16 protein-coding genes and 2 rRNA genes are annotated in these 16687 nt (G+C 33.6%); all 18 read right to left on the bottom strand.

All coding sequences use genetic code 4. From position 1 onward, the window contains the following. The 18 genes from NPA13_RS00460 to truB all read right to left on the bottom strand — a co-directional run bounded on the left by NPA13_RS00460 (position 1) and on the right by truB (position 16587). Positions 1-837: a phosphate acyltransferase gene (locus NPA13_RS00460; RefSeq protein ID WP_257089271.1), complete on the bottom strand. Its 837-nt coding sequence runs from the start codon at positions 835-837 to the stop codon at positions 1-3. 261 nt (positions 838-1098) lie between these two features. After that, positions 1099-1470 (bottom strand): 50S ribosomal protein L17, encoded by a 372-nt coding sequence (rplQ, locus tag NPA13_RS00455; protein ID WP_323176688.1) that lies wholly within the window; start codon positions 1468-1470, stop codon positions 1099-1101. Then, the gene (locus tag NPA13_RS00450) at positions 1463-2479 is read right to left on the bottom strand and encodes a DNA-directed RNA polymerase subunit alpha (RefSeq protein ID WP_257089269.1); all 1017 of its coding nucleotides are present in this window, start codon (positions 2477-2479) and stop codon (positions 1463-1465) included. Before NPA13_RS00450 ends, rplQ begins: the two co-directional genes overlap by 8 nt. A 17-nt stretch (positions 2480-2496) precedes the next feature. Next, a complete protein-coding gene (rpsK, locus tag NPA13_RS00445; protein WP_257089267.1) occupies positions 2497-2886 on the bottom strand; it encodes a 30S ribosomal protein S11 in 390 nt (129 codons plus the stop codon). 2 nt (positions 2887-2888) lie between these two features. Then, the gene (gene rpsM / locus NPA13_RS00440; protein ID WP_257089265.1) at positions 2889-3257 is read right to left on the bottom strand and encodes a 30S ribosomal protein S13; all 369 of its coding nucleotides are present in this window, start codon (positions 3255-3257) and stop codon (positions 2889-2891) included. A 19-nt stretch (positions 3258-3276) separates the two neighbouring features. Further along, positions 3277-3390 carry a 50S ribosomal protein L36 gene (gene rpmJ / locus NPA13_RS00435; protein ID WP_257089263.1) on the bottom strand — a complete coding sequence of 38 codons (114 nt, stop codon included), beginning with the start codon at positions 3388-3390 and terminating at the stop codon, positions 3277-3279. A gap of 12 nt (positions 3391-3402) precedes the next feature. Further along, a complete protein-coding gene (gene infA, locus NPA13_RS00430; RefSeq protein ID WP_257089261.1) occupies positions 3403-3618 on the bottom strand; it encodes a translation initiation factor IF-1 in 216 nt (71 codons plus the stop codon). Beyond that, positions 3619-4365, bottom strand: a complete 747-nt coding sequence (gene map, locus NPA13_RS00425; RefSeq protein ID WP_257089259.1) for a type I methionyl aminopeptidase — start codon at positions 4363-4365, stop codon at positions 3619-3621. Between the two features lie 57 nt (positions 4366-4422). After that, positions 4423-5097 carry a nucleoside monophosphate kinase gene (locus NPA13_RS00420; RefSeq protein WP_257089257.1) on the bottom strand — a complete coding sequence of 225 codons (675 nt, stop codon included), beginning with the start codon at positions 5095-5097 and terminating at the stop codon, positions 4423-4425. Continuing rightward, positions 5091-6485, bottom strand: a complete 1395-nt coding sequence (secY, locus tag NPA13_RS00415; RefSeq protein WP_257089255.1) for a preprotein translocase subunit SecY — start codon at positions 6483-6485, stop codon at positions 5091-5093. Before secY ends, NPA13_RS00420 begins: the two co-directional genes overlap by 7 nt. Before the next feature lie 161 nt (positions 6486-6646). Then, a 23S ribosomal RNA gene (locus NPA13_RS00410) occupies positions 6647-9523 on the bottom strand. A gap of 263 nt (positions 9524-9786) precedes the next feature. Next, positions 9787-11295 (bottom strand): 16S ribosomal RNA (locus NPA13_RS00405). The 16S and 23S rRNA genes sit together here, the layout of an rRNA operon. 225 nt (positions 11296-11520) lie before the next feature. Then, positions 11521-12348 carry a TIGR00282 family metallophosphoesterase gene (locus NPA13_RS00400; protein ID WP_257089253.1) on the bottom strand — a complete coding sequence of 276 codons (828 nt, stop codon included), beginning with the start codon at positions 12346-12348 and terminating at the stop codon, positions 11521-11523. Positions 12349-12390: 42 nt separating this feature from the next. Beyond that, positions 12391-13404 carry a recombinase RecA gene (recA, locus tag NPA13_RS00395; protein WP_373457118.1) on the bottom strand — a complete coding sequence of 338 codons (1014 nt, stop codon included), beginning with the start codon at positions 13402-13404 and terminating at the stop codon, positions 12391-12393. 201 nt (positions 13405-13605) lie between these two features. Next, on the bottom strand, positions 13606-13872 hold the full coding sequence (gene rpsO, locus NPA13_RS00390; protein ID WP_257089251.1) for a 30S ribosomal protein S15: 267 nt from the start codon (positions 13870-13872) through the stop codon (positions 13606-13608). Positions 13873-14071: 199 nt separating this feature from the next. Further along, positions 14072-14929, bottom strand: coding sequence for an FAD synthase (locus NPA13_RS00385; protein WP_257089249.1), 858 nt, complete (start codon positions 14927-14929; stop codon positions 14072-14074). A 1-nt stretch (position 14930) separates the two neighbouring features. After that, positions 14931-15746, bottom strand: a complete 816-nt coding sequence (locus tag NPA13_RS00380; protein ID WP_257089247.1) for a YcsE-related riboflavin metabolism phosphatase — start codon at positions 15744-15746, stop codon at positions 14931-14933. After that, a complete protein-coding gene (gene truB, locus NPA13_RS00375; RefSeq protein WP_257089245.1) occupies positions 15727-16587 on the bottom strand; it encodes a tRNA pseudouridine(55) synthase TruB in 861 nt (286 codons plus the stop codon). The genes NPA13_RS00380 and truB overlap by 20 nt, the downstream gene beginning before the upstream one ends. Positions 16588-16687 lie beyond the last annotated feature (100 nt).

Below are 16687 nucleotides of genomic sequence, written 5' to 3'. Positions count from 1 at the left end.
TTACTCCTTGTTTGTGTTTAAAATCGAAATAAGAATTGTTCCTATTATATCTTTTGTTGTTGCTCCTCTTGATAAGTCTGCAACAGTTTGATTAAATCCTAAAACAAAAGGACCATACGCATTGAATTTACCTAACTGCTGAATAAATTTGTAAGATATATTAGCTGAATTTAAATCAGGAAACACAAATACATTAGCATCTTGGTAATTGAATAAATCTTTTTTCTCTCTTATTTTGTTATTTAAGGCTGCATCAACTTGAACTTCGCTTGCATACACATTTTCGTGTGGATATTTTTCTGAAAACAATTTTGCTGCATTTGACATTTTTAAAGCTTGTGCACTTGAGTTTGAACCATTTGTTGAAAAGGACATAAATGCACCAGTTGGTTTATCGAGAACTTTTTTGCTAAAGTCCATAGCATTTTTAGTTATATCAACTAATTGTTCTTCAGTTGGCTCAATAATAAAAGAAGGATCAGAAACTACATAAGTTTGTGACTTTTTGTTAAGCACCATTGCTGATGAAATTGTGCTTGTTGTTTTATCTAAAACCCTTAGAGCACTACGATAAAATGATTTTGAAGTTGTGTTATATCCCCCTACAACAACGTCATATTTATGTGTTTTAGCAATGTACATACCAATGATGTTTCTTGTGTTTGAATCAAACTCAAGGTCAAGTTGATTTAAATCTAAATTAGGTTGATTTTTTAATCTAGATTGTATGTAGTTTTGCTTGACTTTTTGGATTTGGTCAAATGAGACAAAAACATCGTGTTTATCATTTGAGTTTTTAAATGATAAGTAGTTGATTATGATGTTTTTATTGAGCATTAATTTGTTTATTCAGAACCTTTGAGAAGGTGAATAAGTATCTAGTAAAAGCACTGTGTATTGGTGCTTTTTGTGTTTAATTTTTCAAAATATTGAGTGTAAAAGCATAGTATCCTTTTTAGTTTGTTATATTATACCAATAGTTTAGTTTTATGCTAATTGTATATAACTAAGTTATTTAGTGTTAAATAAAAAAATATCAGTTTGAATGTAAACTGATATCTATATATAAAACTCATATTTATTATTAAAAAGTAAAGATTAAACTAATTCAATAATTGCCATACGTGTTGAATCACCTTGACGACGAGGTAATTTAATAATTCTTGTGTATCCACCGTTTCTTTGTGAGTATTTTGGTGCAATATCATCAAATAAGTATGATAATACAGCTTTACCATCTTTAGTTTTAATTGGACGTAAGAAACCTGCAACAGCACGTCTGTTTGCTAATGTAGGGTTTTTAGCTTTTTGAATCATTTTTTCAGCGTGTCTTCTTAATTCTTTTGCTCTTGTTAAAGTTGTAACAATTCTTCCGTTTACGTATAATTCACTAACAAGTGAACGCATCACACCGTTTCTTCATTTAGTGTCACGTGAATAGATTTGTGTTGGGTTTGCCATATTACTCATCTCCTTCTCTTAATTCAAAACCGTAATCTTTAACTTTATCAATGATTTCTTGAATTGATTTTCTACCTAAGTTCTTTGTTTGTTCTAATTGTGAAACTGTAAGTTCTCTAATTTGTGATAATTTAGTTTTCTTAATTTTTCTAAGTGCATTAGCTGAACGAACTGATAAGTTCATTTGTGAAATATCGATGTCATCTTCTTGTTTTTCTTCTGGTTTTTCAACGATTTCTTCAAAGATATCAACTTTCATTTTATCTGTGTCTCCGATTACTTCAAGAAGACCAATTAAAATGTCAGCTGCTTGTCTAAGAGCATCTTTTGCATCTACTGTTCCATCTGTTTCAATGTTAAACTCAAGTTCTTCTTCAATTCTGTTTGAAGCTGAGTTCATTTCTTTGATGTTGTAGTAAACTTTTTTGATTGGTGAGAAGTTTGAATCAACAGCGATAAATTCACCTTTTTTAATGTCACTCATTGGAGCTAAATCATCTTTTTTACGTTTAGAAATGTAAGCTTTGTTTTCATCAAATGAAACAAATCCACGTCCTGAACGTAAGTAAATTTCAACATTAAGAGCCTTAGCATTCATAACTGTAGCTAACTTAATGTTTGTATCAATAACTTGAACACCTGGGTGCGAAACTACTTTAAGTGATCTTGAAGTAACTTCTCCAGGAGCTTCTGATTGTAATGTAACTTTTACAATTTCATTGTCTTTAACAACGTTAGGGTTGTAAGCAAAACGAACTTTACGTAAATTCATTAATAAAGTAATAACATCTTCTGTAACATCTTTGATTGTTTGAAATTCATGATCAACACCTTCGATTTTAACTGCAAATGGTGCTAATGATGAAATTGTTGATAATAATGTTCTTCTTAAAGGAACAGCTAATGTATTACCAAAACCTCTTTCAAGACCTCTTAATACAAAAGTTGTTTCAGCAACATCATCTCTTTTGTGGATTACAGGTTTATCTAAGTAAACCAATTTTTTCATTTTTTCCATTGTTTACCTCTTTTGAATTATTTTTTCATACGTTCACGTTTTAAGATACGTTTTGGTGGTCTTGTTCCGTTGTGTGGAACTGGTGTAACGTCTTTGATTTCTGTTACTGTAATACCGCTAACTTCGATTTGTTTTCTAGCAGCATCTTTTCCAGCTCCAAGACCTTTTAATTCAACTTTAACTGTTTTGATTCCGTGTTCTTTAGCAGCTTCAGCAGCAGCTTGAGCAGCTAAACCAGCAGCATATGGAGTTTTCTTTTTAGTACCTTTGTATCCAATTGCTCCTGCTGAACTTCAAGCAATAACATTCCCGTTTTCATCAGCAAAAGTAACAATTGTGTTTTGGTTTGTTGAGTGGATGTGTGCTACACCACTTGTAATGTTCTTTTTCTTAGTTTTACGAGCCATTATTATTTACCTTTCTTTCCTGCTACAGTTTTTCTTGGACCCTTACGTGTACGAGCATTCTTTTGAGTACTTTGTCCACGAACTGGTAATCCTTTACGGTGTCTCATTCCACGGTAGCATTTGATTTCCATTAAACGTTTGATGTTTAATGAAACTTCTCTACGTAAGTCACCTTCTGTTGTGTAAACTTTAGCTGCTTCACGAATTCTTGATAATTCTTCTTCTGATAAATCTTTTACACGAGCATCTTCGCTAATGTTTGCTACTTTACAAATTTCTTTTGCTAATGTTCTTCCAATTCCATAAATGTATGTTAATGAAATAACAACACGTTTATTGTTTGGGATTTCGACGTTTAAAATTCTAGCCATTTAAAATCCTTTCTAACAATTACCCTTGTCTTTGTTTGTGTTTTGGTTGAACACAAATAACACGGATAATTCCTCTACGTTTAATGATTTTACAGTCTTTACACATTTTTTTAACACTTGCTCTAACTTTCATTAGTTCTCCTTATTACTTGTGTCTGTAAGTAATACGTCCTTGTGTTGTATCATAAGGACTTACTTCGACATCAACTGAATCACCTGGTAAGATACGAATGTGGTTAATTCTCATCTTTCCAGAAATATGAGCTTTAATTGTGATGCCATTTTCAAGTTCTACTGAATAATCATCAATTGTAAAAACTTCTTTGACAACACCTTTTATTTTAATAGCATCTTTTGCCAATTAGATTCCTTTCGTTAACACGATTCCTTTTCCATTTTTGATAAGTACAGTGTGTTCATAATGAGCTGTTCTTGTATTATTGGCGCTAACTATTGTTCACCCATCTCTAAGTTGAATAAATTTATTAGTTTGGGCAATCATTGGCTCAATACAAATTACCATACCATCTTTAAGTAATGGACCAGTTCCTTTTTTACCTTCATTGAAAATATTAGGATCTTCATGTAATCTTCTTCCGATTCCATGACCACAAAAGTCTCTTGGTGTAAATAAACCGTGCTTATGGATATATTCACCTATTGCATAAGATATATCACCTGTTCTAGCACCTTTTTTAATCGCTTTTAATCCAGCTTCAAAAGCTCCTTTAGCTACATCAATAAGTTTCTGATCTAGAGGCGAAACTTTTCCGACTGGTTTAGTGAAGGCACTATCACTATAAAAACCTTCTCAGATGCATCCTAAGTCAACACTAACAATGTCACCTTCTTCTACGATGCGATTTGTAGGTATTCCATGGATCAATTGTTCATTAACTGATATACATGCTGTACTTGGAAAACCTTGATAACCTTTAAATGCAGGTTTGGCTCCACGTTTGATTATTTCTTTAAAAGCCAATTGATCAATATCTTTTAAAGAAACCCCTGGTCTTACAAAGTCTCAAACTATTTGCTTGACTTCTGCCAAGATTTGACAAGATTTGGTAATCTTTTGAATTTCTTCTTCTGTTTTTACTCAAGACATAATTAGATCACCTTTCTCTGTAAAAAATAAAATAATCTAACATATATGTTAGATATTTTAAAGTTTATTTATTTTATCACTTTTTTGCAAAATTTCAAGTACCTGTTTTGCAACTTCTTCAGGTGTAGCTGAAGCATCTACAACTCTTAATTCATCAAGTGATTTGTAGTAGTCAATTAATGGTTTTGTTTGTTCTTCATAGATTTTTAATCTGTGTTCAATACGTTCAGGTGTGTCGTCTGCACGTTGAACAATTTGATTAGAACAAACATCACAAACACCTTCTACTTTAGGTGGTTGGAAGTCTACATGGTAACCAGCACCACAATTTACACATGTTCTTCTACCACTTAAACGCTTAATGATTTCTTCATTATTTACTTGAAGCTCAATAACTACAAATTCAAAGTCTTTAAGTGAATTTAAAAACTCGGCTTGGGCTTTAGTTCTAGGAAAACCATCTAGGATAAAAAATTGGTTATTTTCTTTTAATTTTAAGATTGCATTTTCAACAATTTTATTTGTGATTTCATCAGGTACATATCCACCCGTTGTCACAATGTTTTGAACTTTAAGACCAAGTTCAGTTTTTTGCGCTATTTCATTTCTAAAAATGTTACCTGTTGATAAATGAATTAAATTGCTTGTTTTTGACAATAAAGAAGCAACAGTACCTTTTCCTGCTCCTGGTTGTCCCATAAAAATCACATTTTTATTTATTTTATTTATCATAATAAACCTTCTACGTTTTCTGCTGAGTTACTTTCAATATTTTTAATTGACTCTCTTTTTGCTTTTGATAAATTATTTGATTTAATTCTTGCTTGTAATTGCCCTACTGTTTCAAGTGCAACACTTACTAAAATCATAAGTCCTGTACCACCAAATGAAATTACATTAGGTAAAATACCTGCCATAATTTCAATAAATTGCATACTTCCTAATGCTAATAAATAGAATGATGAAAATACACTTAATCTAAATACAATCCCAATTAAGTAATCTTGTGTTTCTTCTCCTGGTCTTACACCTGGAATAAATGTTGAATTTTTAGCAAAATCTTCAGCTATTTTATCAACTTTTGATTGTTGGATACCCATAACTAATGAGAAAGCAAAAATAATAACTATAAGTAATGTAAATCCAATTGGTTGAGTAAATTGCATATTTTGGTTAATTCATTGTTTTGATGCATTATCATCTGGTAGTATGTTTGCAATCATTGTTGGGAATGATAAAACCATCATAGCAAAGATAATAGGCATAATTCCAGCTGGATTTAGTTTAATAGGTAAATAACCAATGTCTTTTTTAGATTTAGATCTACCTGCTCCTATTTGTTGGATAGGTATATGTCTTTCTGCTACATAAACAATAGCTATAATCATTAAAACAAGTAAGTAAACAAGTATATATGTAAAGAAGTTGACTATACCAACAAGTACGCCGCTTGACCCAGATAAATCAACACCTATGTAATGTAAGAATGCTTCTTTAAATTGGAACGGTAATCTAGCAGCAATACCTGTGAAAATAATTAAACTTGTTCCATTTCCAATTCCTTTATTTGTGATTTGTTCTGAAATAAATAAAGCAAATAATGAAGCAGAAGTTAAAACCATCGGAAGCATAAAGAATGTTAAAAATTCTTTTGATACAATTCCATATCCATCCAACTCAATGAATTGACTATTTCCATTGCCAAGTGTTTTAATTAAGAACACAGCTTGTGGATAAGAAATAACAATTGTTAACAATCTAGTAATAATATTTATTTTTCTTCTACCTTGTGGACCACTCTGGCTTAATTTATAGATCGGAGGGAATATTTTTGATTGTAAAATCATCATTATAAGAGAAGCATTAATAAATGGACTAATACCTAAAGCAAATAGTGAGAACTGTCTAAGTCCTCCACCACCAATTAAGTTTAATGTATTTAAAAAAGAGTTACTACTAATTGCGTCTTCGTTTTTAATCTTTACAAATGGTAATGTTATAGTCGTTCCTAAAATATAGATAGCCAACATGAGTAAAGTAAAAATAGCCTTCTTCGTTAAATCCTTATTTGTGAAGAATGCTCTTAATCTATTTTTTGTTTTATAGATTAAATTACCCAATGTGTTCGCCCCTTTTTTAAAATATATTGGTATTATATAACAAAATATTTTTTTTCATAGTTTGAGTTAATAAAAAAACACCATTAAAGGTGTTAAATATTCTTTGAAAACTGAATAGTTATTTTAATAATTCATTAAAATGTCTGAATACATCTTAATATACTTTTAAACCTATCAATTTATTAGTAATGGTCAGCTGAATGTATTACTACACTTACACTTCCATCCTATCAACCTCGTAGTCTACAAGGAATTTCAAGGGAATACTTATCTTTGAGGAGACTTCCCACTTAGATGCTTTCAGCGGTTATCCCTTCCGTACTTAGCTACCCAGCTGTGCTTCTGGCGAAACAACTGGAACACCAGCGGTACGTCCACTCCGATCCTCTCGTACTAAGAGCAGCTCTCATCAATATTCCAACGCCCACATCAGATAGGAATCGAACTGTCTCACGACGTTCTGAACCCAGCTCGCGTACCGCTTTAATTGGCGAACAGCCAAACCCTTGGAACCGACTCCAGCTCCAGGATGCGATGAGCCGACATCGAGGTGCCAAACCTTGCCGTCGATGTGATCTCTTGGGCAAGATAAGCCTGTTATCCCCAGGGTAACTTTTATCCGTTGAGCGACTGCCGTTCCATGACGTACAGCCGGATCACTAAGTCCTGCTTTCGCACCTGCTCGACTTGTAGGTCTCGCAGTCAAGCACACTTCTACCTTTGCGCTCTTCATACGGTTTCTGACCGTATTGAGTGTACCTTTGAACGCCTCCGTTACCTTTTAGGAGGCGACCGCCCCAGTCAAACTACCCACCACGCACTGTCTCCCCACCGGATAACGGTGGCAGGTTAGAAACTCAACATACCAAGGGTGGTATTTCAAGGTCGACTACTCTAAGACTGGCGTCTTAGCATCACTGTCTCCCACCTATCCTACACATGTTAGGCCAAGTTTCAATACGAAGTTGTAGTAAAGCTCCATGGGGTCTTTTCGTCTTGATGCGGGTACCCAGCGTTTTCACTGGGACTATAATTTCACCGAGTCCAATGTTGAGACAGTTGAGAGATCATTGCGCCTTTCGTGCAGGTCAGTATTTAGCCGACAAGGAATTTCGCTACCTTAGGATCGTTATAGTTACGGCCGCCGTTCACCCGGGCTTCATTTCAATGCTTCGCGTAAAGCTAACAAATCCACTTAACCTTCGGGCACTGGGCAGGCTTCACCCCTATACATCATCTTACGATTTAGCAGAGAGCTGTGTTTTTGATAAACAGTTGCCTCCTCAATTTACTGTGGCCAACTAAAGTTGGCACCCTTTTCGCGAACTTACGGGGTTAATTTGCAGAGTTCCTTAACATTGGTTTTCTCGCTCGCCTTAGAATACTCATCTTGGGAACGTGTGTCCGTTCTCGGTACAGGTACCATTGACCTTAAAGTTTAGAAGCTTTTCTAGGAAGTATGAAATCACACAATTCGATGAAACCACCTATGCATCATAGCTCCCAGTTACAGAGTTCGCATTTAACTAAACTCACCAGTTGCTACTTACCCCCAAATCCAATAATGGGTAGTGCTATCCTCCTTCGTCACTCCATCACAAATCAAGGTAGTACAGGAATATTAACCTGTTGTCCATCGGATACGCTTTTCAGCCTCTCCTTAGGTCCTGACTAACCCTGGGTGGACGAACCTTCCCCAGGAAACCTTTCCCAATAGGCGTTGAGGATTCTCACCTCAAATCGTTACTCATACCGGCATTCTCACTTCTTAACGCTCCACCAGTCCTCACGGTCTGACTTCACTGCGATAAGAACGCTCCTCTAACGTACTAAATGTACCCGTGGCTTCGGTATTGTGTTTTACTCCCGTTACATTATTGGCGCAAGATCTCTTGACTAGTGAGCTATTACGCACTCTTTAAAGGATGGCTGCTTCTAAGCCAACCTCCTAGTTGTTTATGAAATCTCACAACCTTTCTGACTTAACACAATTTTGGGATCTTAGCCGACGATCTGGGTTGTTGCCTCGCGAGCCGGGACGTTAGCACCCCGGTTCCGACTGCATGATAATACACAATGATATTCGGAGTTTGATTATAGTCAGTACCGCTAGACGCGGCCATTCCATATTCAGTGCTCTACCATCAAAGTTTAACATCACACGCTAGCCCTAAAGCTATTTCGAGGAGAACCAGCTATCTCCAAGTTCGATTGGAATTTCTCCACTATTCACAAGTCATCCGGGCACTTTTCAGCGTACTACGGTTCGACTCTCCACTTGGGGTTAGCCAAGCTTCAGCCTGCTCATGAATAGATCACATGGTTTCGGGTATATATCAACATACTAAACGCCCTATTAAGACTCGATTTCTCTACGGCTCCGTTTTTATCTACTTAACCTCGCATGTTAACATAACTCGCCGATCCATACTGCAAGATGTACGCCATCAGCCATTAACGGTCTCTGACTAATTGTAAGTAAGTGGTTTCAGATTCTATTTCACTCCTCCCGGGGTTCTTTTCACCTTTCCTCACGGTACTAGTTCACTATCGGTGTCTGGTTAGTATTTAGCCTTACCGGATGATCCCGGCAGATTCAGACAGGGTTTCACGTGCCCCGACCTACTCAGGATACTACTAAAAGACTTTGCTATTTTGCATACAGGAGTATCACCTTCTGTGCTTAGACTTTCCAATCTATTCTGCTATAACAAAATTTTGTAACTTTGTGTAAGTAGTCCTACAACCCCAATTAAAAATTGGTTTGGGCTCTTTCACGTTCGCTCGCCGCTACTGATGAAATCATTTTTATTTTCTCTTCCTGTTGCTACTAAGATGTTTCAGTTCACAACGTGTCTCGCAAAAGGGACTATGTATTCATCCCTTAGCAACTAGACATTACTCTAGTTAGGTTTCCCCATTCGGAAATCCCCGTTTCGTAGCTTATATCCAGCTCCACGAGGCTTATCGCAGGTAATCACGTCCTTCATCGACTTCCAGACCCAAGGCATCCACCACAAACTCTTACTTATTTAAAAGTTGTAACAATATAACCTATTATTGTTGATGTATTCAAAGACATTTTAATAAATTATTATTTCTAATAATTCATAACTCGGTATCCAAAACAAATTGACTTTAATTTATTTTTGATGTCGTTGTTATATTAATATCTTTATAACTATTCAGTTTTCAAAGAACATTAGAGAGAAATTCTCTCAAAACTAGATATATCATGACAAAAATTATCGTAATAAAAGATTTAAAATAGCAATATAAAATTGCTGATTGTACTCCGTAGAAAGGATGTGATCCATCCCCACGTTCTCGTAGGGATACCTTGTTACGACTTCACCCCAGTCACCAGTCCTGCCTTAGGCGGTCGTCTCCGTAGTTGACATAACCGACTTCGGGCATTACCAGCTCCCATGGTGTGACGGGCGGTGTGTACAAGACCCGAGAACGTATTCACCGTAGCGTAGCTGATCTACGATTACTAGCGATTCCGACTTCATGTAGTCGAGTTGCAGACTACAATCCGAACTGAGAATGGTTTTTGAGATTTGCTCCACGTCGCCGTATTGCTTCTCTTTGTACCATCCATTGTAGCACGTGTGTTGCCCCACTCGTAAGAGGCATGATGATTTGACGTCGTCCCCACCTTCCTCCCAGTTACCCGGGCAGTTTCCTTAGATCATCTAACTAAGGACAAGGGTTGCGCTCGTTGCAGGACTTAACCGAACATCTCACGACACGAGCTGACGACAACCATGCACCATCTGTCATTCCGTTAACCTCCACTATATCTCTATAGCTTTGCAGAAGATGTCAAGAGTGGGTAAGGTTCTACGCGTATCTTCAAATTAAACCACATGCTCCACCGCTTGTGCGGATCCCCGTCAATTCCTTTAAGTTTCACTCTTGCGAGCATACTACTCAGGTGGATGATTTAATGCGTTAGCTGCGCCAATAGCTTCATCACTATTAGCTAATCATCATCGTTTACGGCGTGGACTACCAGGGTATCTAATCCTGTTTGCTCCCCACGCTTTCGTCTCTCAGTGTCAATATGCACCCAGTTAACTGCCTTCGCCATGTTGGTGTTCTTCCTTATATCTACGCATTTCACCGCTTCACAAGGAATTCCGTTAACCTCTATGCAATTCTAGTATGCCAGTATCCAACGCGATTTGGGGTTGAGCCCCAAGTTTTGACGTCAGACTTAACATACAACCTACAGACGCTTTACACCCAATAATTCCGGATAACGCTTGCAACCTATGTATTACCGCGGCTGCTGGCACATAGTTAGCCGTTGCTTTCTGATTTAGTACTGTCAAGATAATAGCATTCCCTCTACTATTTTTTCATCCTAAATAACAGCAGTTTACAACCCGAAGGCCTTCATCCTGCACGCTGTGTCGCTCCATCAGACTTTCGTCCATTGTGGAAAATTCCCTACTGCTGCCTCCCGTAGGAGTCTGGCCGTATCTCAGTCCCAGTGTGACGGTTCAGTCTCTCAACCCCGTTAAACATCATAGCCTTGGTAGGCCATTACCCTACCAACTAGCTAATGTTACGCACCCCAATCCTTTAGTGAAGCTTTAAGGCTCCTTTTATATATAGAACATGCGTTCTATATAAGTATCCGGTATTAGCGATAATTTCTCATCGTTATCCCAATCTAAAGGGCATGTTAAGTACGTATTACTCACCCATTCGCCGCTAAGTTCAAAGAACTTCGCTCGACATGCATGTATTAGGCACACAGCCAGCGTTCATCCTGAGCCAGGATCAAACTCTCGAAAAAATTGACTTGTCATGTCTTGTATATATCTAGTTTTCAAAGAACTTCTTGCTAACAAAAGCATGAATATTATAACACTAAATTAATTTCTCAAAATTTTTTTTAATTTTTTTAATGTTGAATAAAAAACACAACTAGTTAATAATTACTAGTTGTGCCGCTTAATAATTAGCTATCTGAAATTTTCTTCTCAGTCTACTTTTATTGCCCCTCTAAAATTGACTTATTTTAAATTTCTATATTATATATATTGATTGGTTTTATTGTATTCTCTCTTTTAGTGTTTAATTCAATAATTACAGCATTTAACTGTGTGTTATTTTCACTGACAGTAAATTTCTCCCTACTGTTATATCTCATTTTTTTATAAACTTCCTCAAAGTTTGCACCGATTGCCGAATTCATGGGACCAACCATACCTACATCAGTAATATATGCAGTTCCTTTTGGTAAGATCCTATAATCATTAGTTTGAACATGTGTATGTGTTCCGACTACTGCATCAACAACTCCATCTAAATATAGACCCAGTACATTTTTCTCACTTGTTGTTTCAGCATGGAAATCAACAAAATTAAAGTCCACAGATTCTTCTTCCATAATAGAATCCATAGCATCAAAAAAGTTATTTGCACTTTCTTGTTCTCATGGACTAAGTAGATTATTAAAAGTTATACCCAACAAACTAATAACTCTTAGTTTAGAATTTTTAACTTTAAATATCTTAGCCCCACTTCCTTGATAGCCTCTATCTATATTTAATGGTCTAATTATGTTATTCTCATTTTCTAATAGTTCATAAATTTCCTCATTAGCTCATACATGGTTTCCCATAGTAAATGCATTTATCCCTAATTCTGAAAGTTTTAAATAATCTGTTTTATTAAGGCCTTTTCTTCCAGAAATGTTTTCCCCTTGAGCAATGATAAAATCTATTTTGTATTTTTCTTTTAAAGTTTGGATATATTTTTCTACAGTTTTAATTCCTGGTTCTCCAAAAATATCTCCAAAAAATAGTATTCTAATTTTCTTATTTCTTTGGTTAGTCAAGTTCATATAGCAATTATATGACTAACAAATTAAATGTTTAACTTATTTTTAACATTTAATTTTAGTTAAAATTGCTTCCTTTAACTCATTGTCATTTTCAATATAATCGCGCATATTTTTCTTTCCTTGAGCTATATTTTTACCATTATAGCTATATCAAGAACCTTTTTTCTCAATTATTTTTTCTTCGACTGCGACATCAACAAGTTCTGAAAACTTATCAATACCTTTCGAAAATATCAATTCGCTCTGAGCAGACGTATAAGGGGCTGATAATTTATTTTTAACGACCTTGAACCTAATTTCAGTTCCTGTATTTGATTTTCCATCTGTAATAATCGTTCCTTTCCTTACTTCAACTCTTATACTTGAATAAAATTTAAGAGCACGTCCTCCCGGAGTTGTTTCTGGACTACCAAAAATAACTCCAATTTTTTCTCTCATTTGATTTATAAATAAGATTGTTGTCTTATTCTTATTTGAATTTCCTGTGATTTTTCTAAGTGCTTTTGACATTAATCTTGCTTGAGCGCCAATTTGTTGATCGCCCATTTCTCCATTTAATTCAGCTTCTGGAACTAATGCAGCAACACTATCGACCACAATCAAGTCAATGAATCCTGATTTAGCTAGTGTATCGACAATTTCTAATGCTTGTTCTCCTGAACTTGGTTGAGATAAAATTAATTTGTCTAGTTGAACACCAATTCTTTTAGCATATTCAGGATCTATTGATTGTTCTGCATCTATAAATGCAGCTAAACCTCCATTCTTTTGAACTTCGGCTATAGTATGTAGTGCTAAAGTTGTTTTGCCACTACTTTCAGGACCATAGATTTCAATAATCTTCCCTTGTGGAAAACCACCTATACCTAAGGCTCTGTCTAGAACATAGCTACCACTATGTATAGTTTGTATATTTATTTCAGGTTTTTCACCTAAAATCATTATTGAATCATTACCAAACCTTTTTTCAATTTCATTTAAAACTGATTTTGCATTTTTCATTAATGTTGCATAATCAGGAATCGGAATGGTTGTTTCGATTTCTGTTAAATTCATTTTTCACCTCCCAATCTAATTACACAACTTTTTTAAAAAAATTTATCGCTCATTCCAAAACTGAACTAAAAAAGAACCACAAGTATCATAGTATAAATTCCCGATTAACTATGATGGCTTGTGGTTCATTTTTTATAATAACTGCAATAAAATAAAAATTAAAAATTTTTGGTTAAATTTGAAAAAATTTTAAAAAATCAATTATTTACGAATATTTAAAGCTTCAATCACTTCGTTGTATTTTTCGAAATTTGTTTCTTTTAAATGTCTTAAAAGAACTTTACGATGTGAAATTTTTGCTAAGAAACCTCTTTTAGAATGATTATCTTTTGGGTTGTTAGCAAAGTGAGGTTTTAAAAGTTCGATATCTTCTGTTAAGATAGCAATTTGAACTGCTATATTTCCAGTGTCTTTAGAATTTTTACCGAATTTTTCAGTTAATTCTAATTTTCTTTGTTTTGAAACCATAATATCTCCTTTGAATTTGAAATTATTATGTTTATAACCCAGATGTTTTATATATCAAAACTCCGAGCTATAAATTTGTGTTTTATATGAAAAAATCTGATATTTCCTAGTATCTGTAAGTTTTATTTAATAATTACATATTGCAATTATTTTTAATTATATAACTTTTTAATTAAATTGATTTAATTCTAAATCTAATTTAATAATTAAATAATATTTCTTTAGATTTTGCAATATCAGTGTCACTTAAAAATGCTTCATATTCATTTTTAATTAATCTAACTACTTTTCTGAATTCAATAACTATTTGACTATCTGCTAAATCTTCAAGTTCAAAGTTAAATAAATCTAAATAAATCGAATGATCCAAATCAATTAATATGCTTGCATATATTACTAAATCTTCAAAATAAATCACACCTGAATATACACCTGGATGAATATTTACTAAATTTGCAGATTTTGTGATTATTAAATCAGAATTGACATTACAACCGATTGCATAATTGAAAACTAATAATGAATTAACAAAATCTAAATCACCAAATTCTATGCTTTCTTTTAGTTTTGATGTACTGATTTTTACATTTTGAATTTTCTGAGTTGGCTCAGTAATAAATGAATAATTTTCTTTTAAAGTATTCTCATTTTTTGCAAGTTCAAAATTATAACTTGCTCGATGACCGCATTTATAATCTTCGCCAGATATAAATGTGACTTTTTTATTTTGACCCAATTTATTTAAAAATAAAATTCCATCTCAATTTCTGATCGCTTCAAAATCAAGTTCAATAATTGAATCTAAATCCAATTGAGTAAGCTGCATATATTTTGCATTTTTATCTGTAAAACTAGTTCCATTATCTTTTGGTAGTAATTTGTCTGAATTAAAACAAACTAAAATAACTCTGCTATCTTCATTTTGTTTTTTTAATTCAATAGCTTTTTTATAGAGTTGATAGTGACCTAAATGAAATGAATTAAATTCACCTAAAAGAAAAATATCATTATCTTTTGTCTCAAAATCATCTAAATCATAGATTAATAAATCTTCCATATTAAATTAAACCTAATTCTTTTAATTTTAAATATGCTCCATCGTATTCAGCATCTAACATAATTTCATCAGCATATTTTTTAACACTGTTGCTTGCAGTTTCTGTAGTTACACCAATATAAGCTTTTTGTAGCATATCAACATCATTTGCTCCATCACCGAAGGCAATTAGGTTTTCTTGCAATGTGAAACCAAGTCTTTCACACAACACTTCTAAAGCAGTACTTTTCATACAGTTTTTTGGACTAATGAAAATTCCATTACTTCAAGTTGAAGACACCTCCATTGATAAATTGTTATCTTCGATGAATTTTTGCATTTCCTTACCTAATATTTTTGCATCAGGTGTGTTAATTGTAATCATATATAAATCATCATTTGATAGTTCTTTTTCATCAAAATCATAATAATTAGTCATAAACGGTCTAATAAATCAAGATCTTAAATCCATTGTAGGTGACTTAAAGACTTTATCAAAATCAGTTACTGCAAATGCAACAATTTTATCTTTGTATGCATTATAAAACTTAACAACATCTTCTTTAAGAAGGGTATTTTTGTAAATAAATTTCTCAGTTTTAGGGTCAAAAATAAATGATCCATTTGCCCCTATAAAGTAGTCTGGTTCAAGAACTTTTAGAAAATCCCCAATTGTTGCGAATTCTCTTGCTGTAGCTAAAACTGAAACAATTCCATTTTGTTTTAATAATGGAAAAATTTTTCTTGTATTTAATGAAAATTCTCTGATCCCTTTAGCTAATAATGTCCCATCAATATCAAATGCAGCTACTTTAATATTATCTTTGATTGTTTTCATATAAATTTATCCTTTCAATCGAAACTTTTTTAGGTTTAAAAATACCTTTTATTACTTGCCCAATGGCTCAAACTTCATTTTCATTTGGTGAATAAAGTAGGTAATCACCATCTTCTTTTTCAACTTTAAATTCATTACCATTTCTAATGAATTTAAAAATTTCATTATTTGAAATCATTTTTTTTAGATTTAATAATTTATCAATTTGAATTTGTTCATAGTGTTCTTCAGATAAGTCATCAACAGAAACATTTCCACAGCTTACTCTTTTTAAATAAGTCATTACACAATTTGTTCCTGCCTTTTGTGCCGTATCAACTAAAACACTTCTAACGTAGGCGCCTTCAGAAACTTTTAATTCAACTGTTGCTTCTTGAGTTTGCTCATCAAAATCAATTAAATTATAAGTAAATATTTCTATCGGTTGTTTTCTTAATTCAACTTCCTTTTGCTCTCTTGCATACTCATATGCTTTCTTACCATTTATCTTTTTTGCGCTATATATAGGTGGTATTTGAAATTTTAACGTTTTAACGTACTCCATTGCTTCAAGAAATTCTTGTTTTGTAATTGGTTTATTATTTAGCATTTCAACCTTACCATCAACATCATACGTGTCGCTTTTGTAATTGAATTTACATTTTGCTATATAAGTTTTAGTTTTGTCAGCAATATAAGGCAACAATTTAGTTTCAAAATCTGTTGCAAAAATTATTAAACCGCTTGCTAATGGGTCCAAAATTCCAGAATGGCCTATTTTTTTGGCACCCAATTCTTTTTGTAAACCTCTAATAGTTTTATTTGAAAAATCACCACTTTTTTTATGATATTTGTAAAACATAATGCACCTACTTTTAGTATTTAAATTTTATAAGAAAAAATAATATTAATTTAATATTATTTGCAAAGTTATTCAATCACAAAAGTGCTATAATACTTTC

Origin of the sequence: Mycoplasma sp. 2045, assembly GCF_024582715.1 — a bacterium.
In the GTDB taxonomy this organism is placed as follows: Bacteria; Bacillota_I; Bacilli_A; order Mycoplasmatales; family Metamycoplasmataceae; genus Mycoplasmopsis.
Note: the sequence above shows the minus strand (reverse complement) of the source record. Positions and strands in the feature narration are given on the sequence as shown.